Origin of the sequence: Pseudomonas putida S13.1.2, assembly GCF_000498395.2 — a bacterium.
GTDB lineage: Bacteria > Pseudomonadota > Gammaproteobacteria > Pseudomonadales > Pseudomonadaceae > Aquipseudomonas > Aquipseudomonas putida_Q.
The window spans coordinates 5,965,112-5,980,706 of the sequence record NZ_CP010979.1 but is presented as its reverse complement, the minus strand read 5'-3'; the positions used below and the strand labels follow the sequence as shown (position 1 = coordinate 5,980,706).

Below are 15,595 nucleotides of genomic sequence, written 5' to 3'. Positions count from 1 at the left end.
TAAAGCCGCTCCCACAAGGACCGCGCCGCTCTCAAGGGCTGTGCAGTACCTGTGGGAGCGGGCAAGCCCGCGAAGAGGCCAATACAGGTCCCCTCAATCGCGACGCCGGCGACGCCCGGTGATCATCGACAACGGCAGGTTCTCGCGCAGGCGCACACTCTCGTAGATGGCCGCCAGCACATGCACACACACCAACGCCAACACCGCATCGGCCAACCAGCTGTGCAGGTCGGTCGGCCAATCGGCGCCCCACAGCGCATCCACCTCCTGGGACGCCCACCCGGTCAAGCCCAAGCCAGCGATACCGGTCAGCATCAACAGCATCACCAACGCGCCAATCGGCGAATGCCCCAGGCGGTGACAAGGCTCGCCGCGCAGCAGCGTGCGGGCATGCCCGGCCAGCCGCGCCGGGGTCGGCCAGAAGTCGGCCCAGCGCGCGCTGGGTGGCCCTATAAAGCCCCAGACTACGCGCACCACGACACAACCCAGCGCGTAATAGCCCAGCCACTGGTGCCAGTCGTCACCTTCTTCGTTGAAAAAATAGTCGGCGAAAAACACACCGGCGATGGAGAGATGGCACAGCCGCAGGAGCGGGTCCCACAGCTGCACCGTGCCGTCACTGCTCAATCGTGGTACTCGGACTTGACCGCCTTGCCAGTCACCGGGTCATGGTAGATCTCGACCTTGCGGCCATCCTTGTCGAAACCATAGATCTCGTAGCAGTTGCCCTTGGTAACCTTGAACTTGTTGATTTTGTAGCCCTGTTCCTTGAGCTGCGCCTGGAACTTGTCCTGGTCTTGCCAGGTGCTTTTGTCTGCGGTGGTGCATTGGGTGGCGGCGAATGCTGTGCTGCTGCCAATCAGAAGCGTCAGGGCGATCAGGATGCGCATGGGTATGGGCTCCATTCAGTTGAGTGAAACAGCACGAAATTCAGCTTAGTTGGATAGAACGCCGAGCGCCCATTGATTTGTTTTCCACATCAATCCGAAAGAAAAACAAACTTAACAAATGAGCCAAAGCCACCGATGCTTGAGGCATTACGCCCATCGCACGGAGAACAACAACATGAACGACGTGGTCATCGTCGCCGCTACCCGTACCGCCATCGGCAGCTTCCAGGGCGCCCTGGCCACGGTACCCGCGGTCGACCTCGGTGCCGCCGTGATCAAACGCCTGCTGGAGCAGACCGGGCTGGACCCGGCGCAGGTCGACGAAGTGATCCTCGGCCAGGTACTCACCGCCGGCGCCGGACAGAACCCGGCACGCCAGGCCGCGATCAAGGCCGGCTTGCCCTACAGCGTACCGGCGCTGACCCTGAACAAAGTCTGCGGCTCGGGCCTCAAGGCCTTGCACCTGGCCGCCCAGGCCATTCGTTGCGGTGATGCCGAGGTGGTGATTGCCGGTGGCCAGGAGAACATGAGCCTGGCCCCCTACGTGATGCCTTCGGCCCGCACTGGGCAGCGCATGGGCCATGGCCAGCTGATCGACAGCATGATCACCGATGGCCTGTGGGATGCCTTCAACGACTATCACATGGGCATCACCGCCGAGAACCTTGTGGATAAGTACGGCCTCAGCCGTGAGCAGCAGGACGCCTTTGCCGCCGAATCGCAGCGCAAGGCTGTGGCGGCCATCGAGGCCGGGCGCTTCGTTGATGAAATCACCCCGATCCTGCTGCCACAGAAAAAGGGTGAGCCCAAAGTGTTCGCCCAGGACGAGCAGCCACGCCCGGACACCACCGCTGACTCCCTGGCCAAACTGCGCCCTGCCTTCAAGAAGGACGGCAGCGTTACCGCTGGCAACGCCTCCAGCCTGAATGACGGCGCCGCCGCTGTGCTGCTGATGAGTGCCGCCAAGGCCAAAGCCCTGGGCCTGCCAGTGCTGGCGAAGATCGCCGCCTATGCCAGTGCCGGGGTAGACCCGGCAATCATGGGTATCGGCCCGGTTTCAGCGACTCAGCGTTGCCTGGACAAGGCCGGTTGGCAACTGGCCGAACTGGACCTGATCGAAGCCAACGAAGCCTTTGCCGCACAGGCGCTGGCAGTGGGCAAGGTGCTGGAATGGGATGCTGCGCGGGTCAACGTGAATGGCGGGGCGATTGCCCTCGGCCACCCGATTGGCGCTTCCGGGTGCCGGGTGCTGGTGACCTTGCTGCACGAGATGATCAAGCGGGACGCCAAGAAAGGGCTGGCTACCTTGTGCATTGGAGGTGGGCAAGGGGTGGCGCTGGCGATCGAGCGCTGATCACCGAATGATTTCAGCAGGCCCGGCCTATTCGCGGGTGAACCCGCTCCCACAGGGACCGCACAAGTTTCAAGGTTTATGCGGTACCTGTGGGGGCCAAGGACCACATGAATTTTCAAGGCTTGCATTGTACCTGTGGGAGCGGGTTCACCCGCGAAGAGGCCGGGCCTGCTTACACAACAATCTCAGGCGTTAGAACCGCTCATCAGCAATAGCCGGCAAAGTCAGTTCCCGAACATAACTGGCCGCCGACAGATCCAGTAGCGTGCGCACCATAAGCACCACATCGTGCAGCGGTATCAACCCCCCTTCCCCACGCGTCGCAGCCTCGGCCAACGGCACGTCCAGGTTGTCTTCGGTATTCAGGTACCCCAGGTTCAGGCACGTCACCCCAAGGCCCTGTTCCCGATAGCCTTCGCGCAACGCTTCGGCGATGCCGCGCAGGGCGAATTTCGAGGCGGCGAAGGTTACTTCCGGGCGCCCACTCTGGGGCAGGCCCGAGGTTGAACCGGTGAGAATGATCCGTGGTTTTTCGCTTTTGAGCAGCAACGGCAGCAGGCGCTTGATCAGCAGGATGGTCGCGGTAATGTTGCAGTCGACCATGCGCTGCAGCTGCACATCATGGTCATCAAGGAAGCTGTAGTGGGACTCGAAGGCTTCGGCCTCCCACAGGCCGAGGTTATAGATCAGCGTATCCACACCACCCTCGGCCAGGGCCCGGAAAATTGTCTCTACGGCGGCGGCCGGCTGGCCGAGATCGGCTTCGATCCACTGGGCCTGGATATCCTTGCCCACGTCTACCGCCGCTGGCCGGGTGCGCGACACCCCGATCAACGTGTCGCCCGGTTTGCCCAGCCCTTGCATGAACGCCATGCCCAGGCCCTTGCTGGCGCCGACTACCAGAACTCGCATCGCATCACTCCCTGTCGATTTGAACCAGAGTCGGCATTCTAGGGAGTTTTGCAGTGCCTGTGCCGGCCTATTCGCGGATAAACCCGCCCCCACAGGGACCGCACAAGTTTCAAGGTTTATGCTGTACCTGTGAGGGCCAGGGACCACATGAATTTTCAAGGCTTGCACTGTACCTGTGGGAGCGGGTTCACCCGCGAAGAGGCCGACACAGGCTGCCGATAATCAAGCCGCAGCCCGGTTCTGTTCCAGCGCAGCAGCCAGCACCGCCACTTCATGGCACTTCTGCACGGCCACTTCCACCGGGCTGCGCGTCAACGAGCAGGATGGCGCCAGCCACAGCCGCTCTCCCAAGCGCTCATGGGCATCGTGCAGCAGGTCCAGGGTGTGGCCCAGGTTGCAAGGCGCGGCGTTGACGCCGTCGACCAGGCCCAGCGACAGCACTTTGTAGGCCGGCAGGCGGTCGAGAATGGTCACGTACTGGTCGGGCGCCTGCACCAGATCGATGTGCAGGCCATCGACCGGCAGGTTCGCAGCCAGGCCGAGGTTGCCGCCAAGGCCACCCGAGTAGGTGGCAATCAGCTTCTTCAACGGCGCGCGCTGAAGGATGTTATAGACGCGCTCGTAAGCGTTTTTCCAGTCCTGCGGCAGGTCTTCGGCGAGGGCCGGCTCATCGATCTGCACCCACTCGACACCCTGGGCAGCCAGGCGGTTGAGATGCTGGTCATACAGCGGCAGCAGGCCGTCGAGGCGCTCCAGCTTGTCGACGCTGCCGTTGGTTTCGCCCTGCCACAGGTAGGTCAATGGGCCGATCACCACTGGCTTGACCGCATGGCCCAAGGCCGTGGCTTGCGCCACTTCGTCGAATAGTTGCGCCCAGCTCAGGTCGAGCGGTTGGTCAAACCAGGCAAAGTCGCCAACGGGCAGCAGTTCGATACCGGCGTCTTTCTGTACCTGCCAGTGGCGGGCGCGCAGCTCATGGTCGCGGCCGATGCGTGGAAAGCCCAGGTTGTGTGCCAGTGCCATGTCTTGTCCCTTCAGCATGCATAAATGAATGAGGGGATTGTCCGGTTGACACCGGTTTGAGACAAACTCATTAAATTTGAGATGAACCCAAGATTTTTTCATGATCATGGTGATGTCTCATTCAGAGCACCACCCTGCGCATCCGGACATGACCCCGCCCGCCTTCTGCCGCACAATGCCACCCTGACCACACCAGGTGCCCGGCAACATGAGCCTGCTGAAAACCGCACTGCGCGAACAGAACTTCGTCTGCGTCATGGAGTTCGTCCCCAAACCTTCCGCAGAACGCTTCGCCGCCATGCAAGCGATCATGGCCCGTGCGCACCTGTGCGGCTGGCCGATGACCGTGGCCATCGGCGATCGCGTCGGCAGCCCGCTGGACATGTCGCCGCTGGACGCCCTCGCCTCGTTCAGCAACCCGGTGCCTGCCCTGCCGCATTTTTCCGGCAAGGACCGCGAGCGTCACCACCTGCTCGGCCAACTGCAGCGCATGGACGCCGCGGGCCTCGACCAGCTGTTGCTGCTGACCGGCGACCGTCTGCCCGGCCACGAGCCCGGCCAGCGCCCGGTGCGCTACCTGGAATCGGTCGCTGCCCTGCAGATCGCCCGCCAGGCTTGCCCGCACTGGCTGCTGGGCGCTGCATTGAACCCTTTCAAGTACTGTGAGGAAGAAGGCGGCGCCCAGTATTTCAAGGCCGAGAAAAAGCTGACAGCAGGCGCCGACTTCCTCACCCTGCAACTGGGTTTCGATGCCGCCAAGCATCAGGAGGCCATGCACTGGATGGGCCGCCAGCCCACACCCAAGCCCATGCTGGCCTGCCTCATGAGCCTCACCCACGGGCGCGCGGCAATGCTTGACCATGTGGCCGGCGTTACCGTAACGCCGTCCATGCGTGACATGCTCGAAGCGGAGACCGCGCAGTCCAAGGCCTTTGCCCAAGCGCGCAGCGTCGACCGCCTGGCCTTGCAGATCATCGGTGTAAAACTGATGGGTTACGCCGGTGTGCACCTGTCGGGGGTTCACGAAATCAAACAGCTGCTGGCCCTGGAAGCCCGTATCGAGCACTGGCAAACCCAGATCCACACGCTGGAGCAGTGGGCGCCCGCCTGGCAGGCCAGTTGGCAGATGCCCGGCCTGCCGGCAGTGATCTTCCACCCGCCACAAGCGGCCTGGCGCCAGGGCGAATTACGGGTCGATGCTTCCTTCAAAGAAAAAGCACGCTATCACCTGCTGCACGGCATGCATTCGCTCCTGTTCAGCCGCCGCAATGGGCTGAGCAAGGCATTTGGCTGGGCGGTACGCCGGCCGCTGTGGGCTACGCGCGTTGGTGCCCAGGTGCTGCATACAGTGGAACGTGCGGTGAAACGACCACTAGTGGGTTGCGATACGTGCGGCCGTTGCCGGCTGGAAGACACATTGTACGTCTGCCCGGAAACCTGCCCCAAAGGCCTGGCCAACGGCCCCTGCGGTGGTACCGCGCTGAACCGCTGCGAATTCGGCGACCGCGAGTGCATCCACAGCGTCAAGTACCGCACCGCCAAGGCAGTGCGGCAAACCGCTGTGCTTAACGAGCGCCTGATCCCGTGCATCGATGTCGAAACCCGCCACCGCAGCTCGTGGCCGCTGTGGTTCCAGGCCGCAACGCCGCGGCGGCTCAGCCCGCAGCCAGCGCCTCGAAGCCAGCCCGAATCGTAGCCTCGGGCAGGTCATCGGCGATGAACACCATTACGCTCTCGCGGGCTTCACCCTCGGCCCATTCTGCGTCCCAGTCGAAACCGTAAAGCTTGAGCACGCCCTGGAACACCAGCTTGCGGTCTTCACCGGCAATGTTCAGCACGCCCTTGTAGCGCAGCAGCTGTTTGCCGTGGGTTTCCAGCAACTCGTTCATGAAGCCGCTGAGGCGGTCGATGTCCAGCGCGGTTTCCGTGCGCAGCACCATGGTGGAGATACGGTCGGGGGTGGCGGGCTTGAGCACCGGGCGAAGCATCGGTTTCAGGTTCGCGCCCAGGTCGGGGTTGAGATTGAAACCACGCACATCCAGTAGCTCCGCCAGGTCGATACGGCCGTGCTCGACCACACGGATTGCAGCCCGGCCATTGATGCGCTCCAGGCGCTCGCGCAGGGCCTGCACCGCAGCCGGCTCGACCAGGTCGGTCTTGCTCAGCAGCAGGCGATCGGCAAAGCCGACCTGGGCCTGGGCGATGGTCTGGGTCAGGTGCAGTTCGGCATGAACAGCATCGACCAGGGTGATGATGCCGTCGAGGATGTAGCGCTCACGCAGTTCCTCGTCGATGAAAAAGGTTTGAGCCACCGGCGCCGGGTCGGCCAGGCCGGTGCATTCGATGACCAGGCGCTCGAAGGCGATCTCGCCTGCGTCCAGGCGTTCGAGCAGCAGGTACAAGGCGCGTGTGAGGTCACCATGGATGCTGCAGCACACGCAGCCATTGGCCAGGGTCATCACCTGCACCGGCTCGTCGCCCAGCAGCTGGCTGTCGATGCCGGCCTCGCTGAATTCGTTTTCGATCACGGCAATCTTCAGGCCGTGCTCGGCCTTGAGCATGTGCTTGAGCAAGGTGGTCTTGCCAGCACCGAGGAAGCCTGTGAGTACGGTTACGGGAATAGGCGTCTGCACGCAGAACATCTCCTGTGCGGAAAAAACAGTGGCCCCATCGCCGGCAAGCCAGCTCCCACAGGAACTGCACAGACTTTGTGGCCTATGCAGTACCTGTGGGAGCTGGCTTGCCGGCGATGAGGCCGGACAGGTCAACGCTTAGGGTTCAACAGCACTTGGGCCCGGACTTGCCACCGTAACGGGCTTCCTGGCGTTCGCGGAAGAACGCCTCGTAGCTCATCACCGGCTTGTCCGGGTGCGTCTTCTGCATGTGTTCGACATAGTTGTCGTAGTCGGGCATGCCGACCATCAGGCGGGCTGCCTGCCCCAGGTATTTCCCCAGTCGACCCAAGTCGTTGAACATTATTGCAGTCCTCTCGATTATGCGTCAGGCAAGGCCTGGAACGGGGTTTCCTTGTCGCTGCGCTCCTTGCGGCCCCAGGCGGCGTAGCCGACCTTGATGGCGAAGAACAGGATGCTGAAGACCACCAGCAGGAACAGAATCGTCAGGCCCGCGTTGGTGTAGGCGTTGAAGATCACGTGCTGCATCTGCCCGATGTCCTTGGCCGGGGCCAGTACCTGGCCGGCGTCCAGCGCAGTGCTGTACTTCTTGGCCAGGGCCAGGAAGCCAACGGCCGGGTTCGGGTCGAACAGCTTGATCAGGCCTGCAGCAGTGGTGCAGATCAGCAGCCACACGGCAGGCACCAGGGTGACCCAGATGTAGCGCTGACGCTTCATCTTGATCAGCACCACAGTACCGAGCATCAAGGCGATACCGGCCAGCATCTGGTTGGAGATGCCAAACAGCGGCCACAAGGTGTTGATGCCACCCAGCGGGTCGATCACGCCCTGGTACAGCAGATAACCCCACATTGCCACGCAGCCAGCGGTGGCGAGCAGGTTGGCACCCCACGATTCGGTGCGTTTGAGCGCCGGCACGAAGCTGCCCAGCAGGTCCTGCAGCATGAAGCGCCCGGCACGGGTACCGGCGTCCACCGCAGTGAGGATGAACAGCGCCTCGAACAGGATCGCGAAGTGGTACCAGAAGGCCATGGTGTTTTCACCTGGCAACACCTGGTGCAGGATCTGCGCGATACCCACCGCCAGGGTTGGCGCACCGCCGGCACGGGCCAGGATGGTGTGCTCGCCAATGTCACGGGCCACGGCTTCAAGCTGCTCGGGGGTAATCAGGAAGCCCCAGCTGCTGACCGTCTGCGCCACCGACGCAACGTCTGCACCCACCACGGCGGCCGGGCTGTTCATGGCGAAGTACACGCCCGGCTCGATCACCGAAGCAGCGACCATGGCCATGATGGCAACGAACGACTCCATCAGCATGCCGCCGTAGCCGATGTAGCGGGCGTTGGTTTCGTTGTCCAGCAGCTTGGGCGTGGTCCCCGAAGAGATCAGCGCATGGAAGCCGGACACCGCACCACAGGCAATGGTGATGAACAGGAACGGGAACAGGGTGCCCTTCCACACCGGCCCGGTGCCGTCTGTGAACTGGGTCAGCGCCGGCATTTTCAGCTCGGGCGCGATGATCAGGATACCGATGGCCAGGCCAACGATGGTGCCGATCTTGAGGAAGGTCGACAGGTAGTCACGCGGCGCCAGCACCAGCCACACCGGCAGCACGGCGGCGACGAAGCCGTAGCCCACCAGCATCCAGGTAATCTGCACGCCGGTGAAGGTGAACGCCGGGCCCCAGACCGGATCCGCAGCGATGACGCCGCCCAGCCAGATCGAGGCCAGCAGCAATACCACGCCAACAATCGAGATCTCGCCAATGCGGCCCGGGCGGATGTAGCGCATGTAGATGCCCATGAACATCGCGATCGGGATGGTCGCCATTACCGTGAACATGCCCCACGGGCTCTCGGCCAGGGCCTTGACCACGATCAGCGCCAGCACCGCAAGGATGATGATCATGATCAGGAAGCAGCCGAACAGGGCGATGGTGCCCGGAATGCGGCCCATCTCCTCGCGCACCATGTCGCCCAGCGAGCGGCCGTTGCGGCGGGTAGACAGGAACAGGACCATGAAGTCTTGTACCGCACCGGCCAGCACCACGCCGGCGATCAGCCACAGCGTGCCGGGCAAGTAGCCCATTTGCGCGGCGAGCACCGGGCCGACCAAGGGGCCTGCGCCAGCGATGGCAGCGAAGTGGTGACCGAAGAGGATGTGTTTGTTGGTCGGGACGTAGTCCAGGCCGTCGTTGTTGAGCACCGCCGGGGTAGCACGGCGCGGGTCCAGTTGCATCACCTTGGTGGCGATGAACAGGCTGTAGTACCGGTAGGCAACCAGGTAGATGGCCACTGCCGCGACCACGATCCACAAGGCGTTGATTGCCTCACCCCGACGCAGGGCAACCACACCCAGCGCACAGGCCCCTATGACTGCCAGCGCCAGCCACGGAATGTGGCGTAGCAGGCTATTATTGTTGTTCATGGTTAGCTTCCAGCTGGTGGATTGGAAAGACCGCCCACCGAGTCTAGGGCGAGTCATCGCGCATTGCCACACTTGCTTTGGTCTAGAGCCTCTGCAGCCAGATTGCGGTACCTGATGCACATAACATTCTAACTATAGTCAGGATGTCACTTTAGGACGTAAACGAGGATCCATGCCATGAGCGATCACGACGAACGCCGCCGTTTCCAGCGTATCCAGTTCGATGCCCCGACCAGGCTGTGCCAGGGCGCACGTTGCTGGGAGGTGAAACTGCTCGACCTGTCCCTCAAAGGCCTGCTGGTCGAACGCCCTAAACCCTGGGATCCCGACCTGAGCCAGGATTTCGAAGCCTACATCCTGCTCAACGACGAAGTGACCGAAGTGCAGATGCAGGTCGAACTGCGTCACGAAGAACCGGATCGACTGGGCTTCATCTGCCTGTACATCGACATCCATTCGATGAGCCATTTGCACCGTCTTGTGGAATTGAACGTGGCCGACAGCACCGAAATGATGCGTGAGCTGCGCGAACTCATCGAATAATGAAATCTCTTAGCTAGCTAATAGCCTCCCCACGTTGTGTTTCCTGTCTACCCAGACAGCTTTAGGCCTGGGTAGCAACGCTTTGTACACACCCCTCTAATACAGCTTTTGCCGAGTTGGTACGCCTTCTGCATTGGGTTTTCGCACATCCGGCGACCGCCACTGTGCGCGCTCCGATCAAAATATTGTATACAATTCTTGTGGTAATCATTTGCAGGAACTGTCTACAGTAGCGACACAAAAATAAACAGAGAGCCTGCTCCATGACTACGTCCCCTAGCACGTCTCCCGCCAAGCGCCCCGAGGATGAAAACCTCGGCCTTGGTGCCAACCTGGCTTACGGTCTGCAGCATGTGTTGACCATGTATGGAGGGATCGTCGCGGTACCCCTGATCCTGGGGCAGGCCGCAGGCCTCAACGGCGCCGAAATCGGCATGCTGATTGCCGCCTCGCTGTTTGCCGGTGGCCTGGCCACCCTGCTGCAAACCCTCGGCCTGCCGTTTTTCGGCTGCCAGTTGCCGCTGGTGCAGGGCGTGTCGTTCGCCGGTGTGGCGACCATGGGTGCAATCCTCAGCAGCGAGGGCGGCGGTGGCCTGCCCGGCGTGCTCGGCGCGGTCATGGCAGCATCGCTGATCGGTTTTCTGATCACCCCGGTGTTCTCGCGCATCACCAAGTTCTTCCCGCCGCTGGTGACCGGTATCGTCATCACCACCATCGGCCTGACCCTGATGCCGGTGGCCGCCCGTTGGGTGATGGGTGGCAACAGCGCCTCGCCGGAGTTCGGCAGCGTGGCCAACATCGGCCTGGCGGGGCTGACCTTCGCCATCGTGCTGCTGCTGAGCAAGCTGGGCAGCGCAACCATCTCGCGCTTGTCGATCCTGCTGGCCATGGTGCTCGGCACGCTGATTGCCTGGGCGCTGGGGATGACCGACTTCAGCAAGGTCACCGAAGGCCCGATGTTCGCCTTCCCCACGCCGTTCCACTTCGGCATGCCGGAATTTCACATCGCCGCAATCCTGTCGATGTGCATCGTGATCATGGTAACTCTGGTTGAAACCTCGGCCGACATCCTTGCCGTGGGTGAGATCATCGATACCAAGGTCGATTCCAAGCGCCTGGGCAACGGCCTGCGCGCCGACATGGCATCGAGCATCCTGGCGCCGATCTTCGGCTCGTTCACCCAGAGCGCGTTCGCCCAGAACGTCGGCCTGGTGGCCGTGACCGGGGTCAAGAGCCGTTACGTGGTGGCCACGGGCGGTGTGATCCTGGTGGTGCTCGGCCTGCTGCCGGTCATGGGCCGGGTGATTGCCGCAGTACCAACCCCGGTACTGGGCGGCGCGGGCATCGTGTTGTTCGGCACGGTGGCGGCCAGTGGTATCCGCACCCTGTCCAAGGTCAGCTACAAGAACAACGTCAACCTGATCATCGTCGCGGCTTCGCTGGGCTTCGGCATGATCCCGATCGCCGCGCCTAACTTCTACCACCACTTCCCCAACTGGTTCGAGACCATCTTCCACTCGGGCATCAGTTCGGCGGCGATCATGGCCATCCTGCTGAACCTGATCTTCAACCACTTCACCACCGGCAACTCGGAAAACCAGTCCGTGTTCGCCGCAGCTTACGAGCGCACCATCCAGTACTCCGACATTTCCGCGCTGCGTGATGGCGACTACTTCAAGGATGGCAAGCTGTTCGATGCCGAAGGGAACGAAGTGCCGTTGCTGGAGCTGGACGAGCATGGCAACCAGACGGTCAGGCGTGCGGCAGTTGCCGAGCATTGACCGCTGACTGAGCGGTGAGAGGGGGGCCGACGCGCATCGTCGGCCCCTTTTTCGTTTGCCTGTACTGGCCCTTTCGCGGGCTTGCCCGCTCCCACAGGTACAGCGCCAACGCTGAATGTGGCGTTGAACCTGTGGGAGCGGGCAAGCCCGCGAAAGGGCCAGTACAGGCTACGAATCACTCGAACAATGCATCCAGGGCCTGTTCCAGGCGGGTGACGGCAATAACCTGCAGCCCCGCCGGCGACTCTTTCGGCGCATTGCCCTTGGGCACGATGGCGCGCTTGAAGCCATGCTTGGCCGCCTCCTTCAAACGCTCCTGCCCGCTAGGCACGGGCCGCACCTCGCCCGACAGGCCGATCTCGCCAAACACCAGCAGCCCATGGGCCAGTGGCCGGTTACGCAAGCTGGACATCACTGCCGCCAGCAACGCCAGGTCCGAAGCCGTTTCCAGCACCTTGACCCCGCCCACCACGTTGAGGAACACGTCCTGATCGTGGGTAGGAATACCGCCGTGGCGGTGCAGCACCGCCAGCAACATGGCCAAGCGGTTCTGGTCCAGGCCCAGGGTTACCCGGCGCGGGTTGGCCAGGTGGCTGTCGTCGACCAGTGCTTGTACCTCGACCAGCATTGGCCGGGTGCCCTCCCAGGTGGCCATCACCACACTGCCCGGCACTTCTTCCTGGGTGCGGTTAAGGAAGATCGCCGACGGGTTGGATACCTCTTTCAGGCCCCGGTCGGTCATGCCGAACACGCCCAGTTCATTGACCGCGCCAAAGCGGTTCTTCACCGCCCGCAACAGCCGCAGGCGGCCGTCGGACTCACCTTCGAAATACAGCACGGTATCGACCATGTGCTCCAGTACCCGTGGCCCGGCCAGCGAACCCTCCTTGGTCACGTGGCCGACCAGGAAGATCGCCGTGCCGCTCTGCTTGGCGTAACGCACCAGCAGCGCCGTGCTCTCGCGCACCTGGGCCACGCCGCCAGGTGCCGACTGCAACTGCTCGGTGAAGATGGTCTGGATCGAGTCGATCACCATTACCCGCGGTTTCTCGACCCGCGCCGTGGCAATGATGGTTTCGATGCAGGTCTCGGTCATCACCTTCAGCTGGTCCTGGGGCAAGCCCAGGCGCCGCGAGCGCATGGCCACCTGCTGCTGCGACTCCTCCCCGGTGACATACAGCGCCGGCATGCCCACGGCGATGTTGCACAAGGTCTGCAGCAGGATGGTCGACTTGCCGATGCCAGGGTCGCCACCAATCAGCACCACCGAGCCATCCACCAGGCCGCCGCCCAACACACGGTCCAGTTCGGTGCTGCTGGTGGTAAAGCGCGGGATTTCCTCGACACTGACTTCGGCCAGGGTCTTGATCTGCGCTTGCTGCCCGGTCCAGCCGGCGCGGCCGCTACTGGGCGCAGCGGCACCGCCGCTCTCGATCATGGTTTCGACCAGCGTGTTCCAGGCCCCGCATTCGCCGCACTGGCCGGCCCATTTGGGAAAGGTCGCGCCACACTCGGTGCAGCCATACAAGCGCTTGGCCTTGGCCATGGGTGAGGTCTCCTGGAAAAAACCGCCATGATAGCCGAGCAGGACGTGTCTCGAACGCCTCGGGATGCGACAAAACTATTCGTTCTAACCGCAGTCACTAACCCTGAACACGACGCATGAAGCGTTTAAGTGGCTTACACTGCGTTAACCTTACCTTTTGTTACAAGGAACCAACCATGGGCATGATCAGTGAGTTCAAGGCCTTCGCGGTCAAAGGCAATGTCGTCGACATGGCGGTCGGTATCATCATCGGCGCGGCCTTCGGCAAGATCGTCTCGTCCTTCGTCGGAGACGTGGTCATGCCGCCACTGGGCCTGTTGATCGGGGGGGTGGACTTCAGCGACCTGGCCATTACCCTGAAGGCTGGCGAAGGTGACATCCCGGCAGTGGTGCTGGCCTATGGCAAGTTCATCCAGACCGTGATCGACTTCCTGATCGTTGCCTTTGCCATCTTCATGGGCGTGAAGGCGATCAACAGGCTCAAGCGTGAAGAAGCCGTGGCGCCAACTGTGCCGCCTGTGCCTTCGGCTGAAGAGACCCTGCTGACCGAGATTCGCGATTTGCTCAAGACGCAGAACCAGAATCGGCTGCCTTGAGGTTGCTGGGGGCGCTATGCGCCCCTTTCGCGACGCAAAGCCGCTCCTACTGGGAATCGCATTCTCTTGTAGGAGCGGCCTTGTGTGGCGATGGGCCGCAAAGCGGCCCCAATAGCATTACCAGTAGTTTTCCACAGCCACCTGCCCCGGCCGCTTGCTCAGGCTCAGTTGCAGGTCACGCGCCTTCAGCACCTTGCGCGTTTCGTCGATCATCTCCGGGTTACCGCACAGCATCACCCGCGAATGCTCCGGCGACAGCTCCAGCCCTGCTGCCTTCTCCAGCTCACCATTCTCGATCAGCGTGGTAATGCGCTCATTCAGTGCCCCCGGGTGCTGCTCACGGGTCACCACCGGAATGAACTGCAACTTGCCCGCGTACTCGGCCAGGTAATCACGCTGTTCCAGCCCGGCAATTTCATCCACGTAGGCCAGCTCTTTCGCTTCACGCACCGAATACACCAGCTTGATGCTGTCAAAACGCTCCCAAGCCTCGAAGTCCTGCAGGATCGACATGAATGGCGCAATACCGGTGCCGGTTGCCAGCAGCCACAGGTCGCGCCCACCGACGAAGCGGTCAAGGGTAAGGAAACCGAAGGCCTGGCGGTCAATCAGCAAGGTATCACCCGCCCCCAGCCGGCTCAGCTCACTGGTGAACTCCCCCCCTGGCACCACGATGGAAAAGAAGTCGAGGTGTTCGTCATGGGGTGCGCTGACCATGGAATAGGCGCGCCACACCACGCTGCCATCGGCCTTGGTCACGCCAAGGCGGGCGAACTGGCCGGAACGGAAGCGGAACCCCGCATCGCGCGTAACCCGCAGGCTGAAGAGGTTCGGCGTGAGTGGCTGAACATCGAGCAGGGTCTGGCGGGTGAACTTTTCGGCGCTAGCGGTCATATCGGGCTCCAGGTTTGACGTGCGCACAGTGTCGCGCAAAGTGCCCCGGATAAAAACCACTGCTTTGTAAGGCCTCATCATGGATGACCGCGCCGAAGTTGCAGAAAACCGTGAGCGCTATAACAAAAAAATCCCAACGCCATGGTAGGACTTTTCCTACAATGATCCGGGTACCCAAATGGATTGGATCCGACACCCCGAGGAGCTTCAGATGCTTCACTGGAATCCCGAACACCTTCAGGCGTTCGTCAACGAACGCAGCCCACGGAAGCTGTTCGACATCGCGGTACATCTGGCGCAAGACCTGGGCATGGACTACCTCGGCTTGAACATGCGCATCCAGATCGCCACGCAGACACCCAGGGTGTACCTCTACAGCAACTACCCGGATGAGTGGATCGAGCGCTACCAGCGCGATGAGTTCTACAAGCAGGACCCGGCCGCCAACGTCAGCCACAGTTCGACCATGCCGGTGCTGTGGACCGACGAACTGTATCGTGAAGCCCCGCAATTTCGCGAAGCGGCCTGCCTGCACGGCTTGCGCCATGGCTGGACGCAATCACTGCACGACCTGCAGCACAACGAAAGCCAGATCAGCGTGGCCAGGCCAGCCGAAAAAATCGACATCGTCGAGCTTTACGACAAGGCTGGCAGCGTTCAGTGGCTGTGCCATACCCTGCATGCAGTACTGGGCGAACACCACCTGAACGCACTGTGCCCACCGCAACCTAAAATGAGCGAGCGAGAACTGGAAGTACTGAAATGGTCGGCCGCCGGCAAGACCGCAGCCGATGTGGCTTGCATCCTCTCACTGTCGCAGAGCACGGTGAACTTCCATATCCGCAGCGTGATTACCAAGACCAACGCCGCCAACAAGGCCGGCGCCATCGCCATCGCCGCCCTGCGTGGCTGGATCTGACCCTCAAACCTGCGACCTTGGGCAAAGCCCTGTAGAATTGCCCGGCAAAGCCCGGGGCGAACCGCAACGGGCAGTTT

The 15,595-nt window shown here is 62.1% G+C and carries 15 protein-coding genes; 6 read left to right on the top strand and 9 right to left on the bottom strand.

Annotated elements, in window-relative coordinates; genetic code table 11:
• Window positions 1–93 precede the first annotated feature (93 nt).
• Window positions 94–627, bottom strand: coding sequence for a cytochrome b/b6 domain-containing protein (locus N805_RS26395; RefSeq protein ID WP_019472679.1), 534 nt, complete (start codon window positions 625–627; stop codon window positions 94–96).
• Window positions 624–890: a PepSY domain-containing protein gene (locus N805_RS26390; protein WP_019472678.1), complete on the bottom strand. Its 267-nt coding sequence runs from the start codon at window positions 888–890 to the stop codon at window positions 624–626. Before N805_RS26390 ends, N805_RS26395 begins: the two co-directional genes overlap by 4 nt.
• 175 nt (window positions 891–1,065) lie before the next feature.
• On the opposite strand from N805_RS26390, the gene N805_RS26385 reads away from it, so the two are divergent.
• The gene (locus N805_RS26385; protein WP_019472677.1) at window positions 1,066–2,244 is read left to right on the top strand and encodes an acetyl-CoA C-acetyltransferase; all 1,179 of its coding nucleotides are present in this window, start codon (window positions 1,066–1,068) and stop codon (window positions 2,242–2,244) included.
• Between the two features lie 192 nt (window positions 2,245–2,436).
• Here N805_RS26385 and N805_RS26380 read toward each other — a convergent pair whose 3' ends face one another.
• Both N805_RS26380 and N805_RS26375 read right to left on the bottom strand, forming a co-directional pair.
• Entirely contained in the window at window positions 2,437–3,156 is a 720-nt protein-coding gene (locus tag N805_RS26380; RefSeq protein ID WP_019472676.1) for an SDR family NAD(P)-dependent oxidoreductase, read from the bottom strand.
• A gap of 222 nt (window positions 3,157–3,378) precedes the next feature.
• Window positions 3,379–4,179 carry a 5-methyltetrahydropteroyltriglutamate--homocysteine methyltransferase gene (locus tag N805_RS26375; protein WP_019472675.1) on the bottom strand — a complete coding sequence of 267 codons (801 nt, stop codon included), beginning with the start codon at window positions 4,177–4,179 and terminating at the stop codon, window positions 3,379–3,381.
• 208 nt (window positions 4,180–4,387) lie between these two features.
• Between N805_RS26375 and N805_RS26370 the strand changes: the two genes are divergently transcribed.
• On the top strand, window positions 4,388–5,875 hold the full coding sequence (locus N805_RS26370) for a methylenetetrahydrofolate reductase C-terminal domain-containing protein (RefSeq protein WP_019472674.1): 1,488 nt from the start codon (window positions 4,388–4,390) through the stop codon (window positions 5,873–5,875).
• Here the strand turns inward: N805_RS26370 and yjiA are convergent.
• The 3 genes from yjiA to N805_RS26355 all read right to left on the bottom strand — a co-directional run bounded on the left by yjiA (window position 5,835) and on the right by N805_RS26355 (window position 9,239).
• Window positions 5,835–6,812 (bottom strand): GTPase, encoded by a 978-nt coding sequence (gene yjiA, locus N805_RS26365; protein ID WP_026034601.1) that lies wholly within the window; start codon window positions 6,810–6,812, stop codon window positions 5,835–5,837. The two genes, N805_RS26370 and yjiA, sit on opposite strands and share 41 nt — an antisense overlap.
• A 145-nt stretch (window positions 6,813–6,957) precedes the next feature.
• Complete coding sequence (locus N805_RS26360; protein ID WP_003251633.1) at window positions 6,958–7,155, bottom strand: YbdD/YjiX family protein; 198 nt, start codon at window positions 7,153–7,155, stop codon at window positions 6,958–6,960.
• A gap of 17 nt (window positions 7,156–7,172) precedes the next feature.
• Window positions 7,173–9,239, bottom strand: coding sequence for a carbon starvation CstA family protein (locus N805_RS26355; protein WP_019472672.1), 2,067 nt, complete (start codon window positions 9,237–9,239; stop codon window positions 7,173–7,175).
• A 177-nt stretch (window positions 9,240–9,416) separates the two neighbouring features.
• Between N805_RS26355 and N805_RS26350 the strand changes: the two genes are divergently transcribed.
• Together N805_RS26350 and N805_RS26345 are read left to right on the top strand one after the other, a co-directional pair.
• Window positions 9,417–9,782, top strand: coding sequence for a PilZ domain-containing protein (locus N805_RS26350; protein WP_019472671.1), 366 nt, complete (start codon window positions 9,417–9,419; stop codon window positions 9,780–9,782).
• Window positions 9,783–10,045: 263 nt separating this feature from the next.
• A complete protein-coding gene (locus N805_RS26345; RefSeq protein ID WP_019472670.1) occupies window positions 10,046–11,563 on the top strand; it encodes a nucleobase:cation symporter-2 family protein in 1,518 nt (505 codons plus the stop codon).
• Window positions 11,564–11,738: 175 nt separating this feature from the next.
• On the opposite strand, the gene radA is transcribed toward N805_RS26345, so the two are convergent.
• Entirely contained in the window at window positions 11,739–13,109 is a 1,371-nt protein-coding gene (gene radA, locus N805_RS26340; protein WP_019472669.1) for a DNA repair protein RadA, read from the bottom strand.
• A gap of 176 nt (window positions 13,110–13,285) precedes the next feature.
• On the opposite strand from radA, the gene mscL reads away from it, so the two are divergent.
• A complete protein-coding gene (mscL, locus tag N805_RS26335) occupies window positions 13,286–13,705 on the top strand; it encodes a large-conductance mechanosensitive channel protein MscL (RefSeq protein ID WP_019472668.1) in 420 nt (139 codons plus the stop codon).
• 117 nt (window positions 13,706–13,822) lie between these two features.
• Here mscL and N805_RS26330 read toward each other — a convergent pair whose 3' ends face one another.
• A complete protein-coding gene (locus N805_RS26330; protein ID WP_026034600.1) occupies window positions 13,823–14,599 on the bottom strand; it encodes a ferredoxin--NADP reductase in 777 nt (258 codons plus the stop codon).
• Window positions 14,600–14,810: 211 nt separating this feature from the next.
• Here N805_RS26330 and N805_RS26325 point away from each other — a divergent pair, with 211 nt between their 5' ends.
• The gene (locus tag N805_RS26325) at window positions 14,811–15,518 is read left to right on the top strand and encodes an autoinducer binding domain-containing protein (protein WP_019472666.1); all 708 of its coding nucleotides are present in this window, start codon (window positions 14,811–14,813) and stop codon (window positions 15,516–15,518) included.
• Window positions 15,519–15,595: the final 77 nt, after the last annotated feature.

What these genes read in the sequence shown, in the direction of transcription:
- N805_RS26390 (WP_019472678.1), bottom strand. Translation starts at nt 890, where the DNA reads ATGCGCATCCTGATCGCCCTGACGCTTCTGATTGGCAGCAGCACAGCA.
- N805_RS26385 (WP_019472677.1), top strand. Translation starts at nt 1,066, where the DNA reads ATGAACGACGTGGTCATCGTCGCCGCTACCCGTACCGCCATCGGCAGC.
- N805_RS26380 (WP_019472676.1), bottom strand. Translation starts at nt 3,156, where the DNA reads ATGCGAGTTCTGGTAGTCGGCGCCAGCAAGGGCCTGGGCATGGCGTTC.
- N805_RS26375 (WP_019472675.1), bottom strand. Translation starts at nt 4,179, where the DNA reads ATGGCACTGGCACACAACCTGGGCTTTCCACGCATCGGCCGCGACCAT.
- N805_RS26370 (WP_019472674.1), top strand. Translation starts at nt 4,388, where the DNA reads ATGAGCCTGCTGAAAACCGCACTGCGCGAACAGAACTTCGTCTGCGTC.
- N805_RS26360 (WP_003251633.1), bottom strand. Translation starts at nt 7,155, where the DNA reads ATGTTCAACGACTTGGGTCGACTGGGGAAATACCTGGGGCAGGCAGCC.
- N805_RS26355 (WP_019472672.1), bottom strand. Translation starts at nt 9,239, where the DNA reads ATGAACAACAATAATAGCCTGCTACGCCACATTCCGTGGCTGGCGCTG.
- N805_RS26350 (WP_019472671.1), top strand. Translation starts at nt 9,417, where the DNA reads ATGAGCGATCACGACGAACGCCGCCGTTTCCAGCGTATCCAGTTCGAT.
- N805_RS26345 (WP_019472670.1), top strand. Translation starts at nt 10,046, where the DNA reads ATGACTACGTCCCCTAGCACGTCTCCCGCCAAGCGCCCCGAGGATGAA.
- radA (WP_019472669.1), bottom strand. Translation starts at nt 13,109, where the DNA reads ATGGCCAAGGCCAAGCGCTTGTATGGCTGCACCGAGTGTGGCGCGACC.
- mscL (WP_019472668.1), top strand. Translation starts at nt 13,286, where the DNA reads ATGGGCATGATCAGTGAGTTCAAGGCCTTCGCGGTCAAAGGCAATGTC.
- N805_RS26330 (WP_026034600.1), bottom strand. Translation starts at nt 14,599, where the DNA reads ATGACCGCTAGCGCCGAAAAGTTCACCCGCCAGACCCTGCTCGATGTT.
- N805_RS26325 (WP_019472666.1), top strand. Translation starts at nt 14,811, where the DNA reads ATGCTTCACTGGAATCCCGAACACCTTCAGGCGTTCGTCAACGAACGC.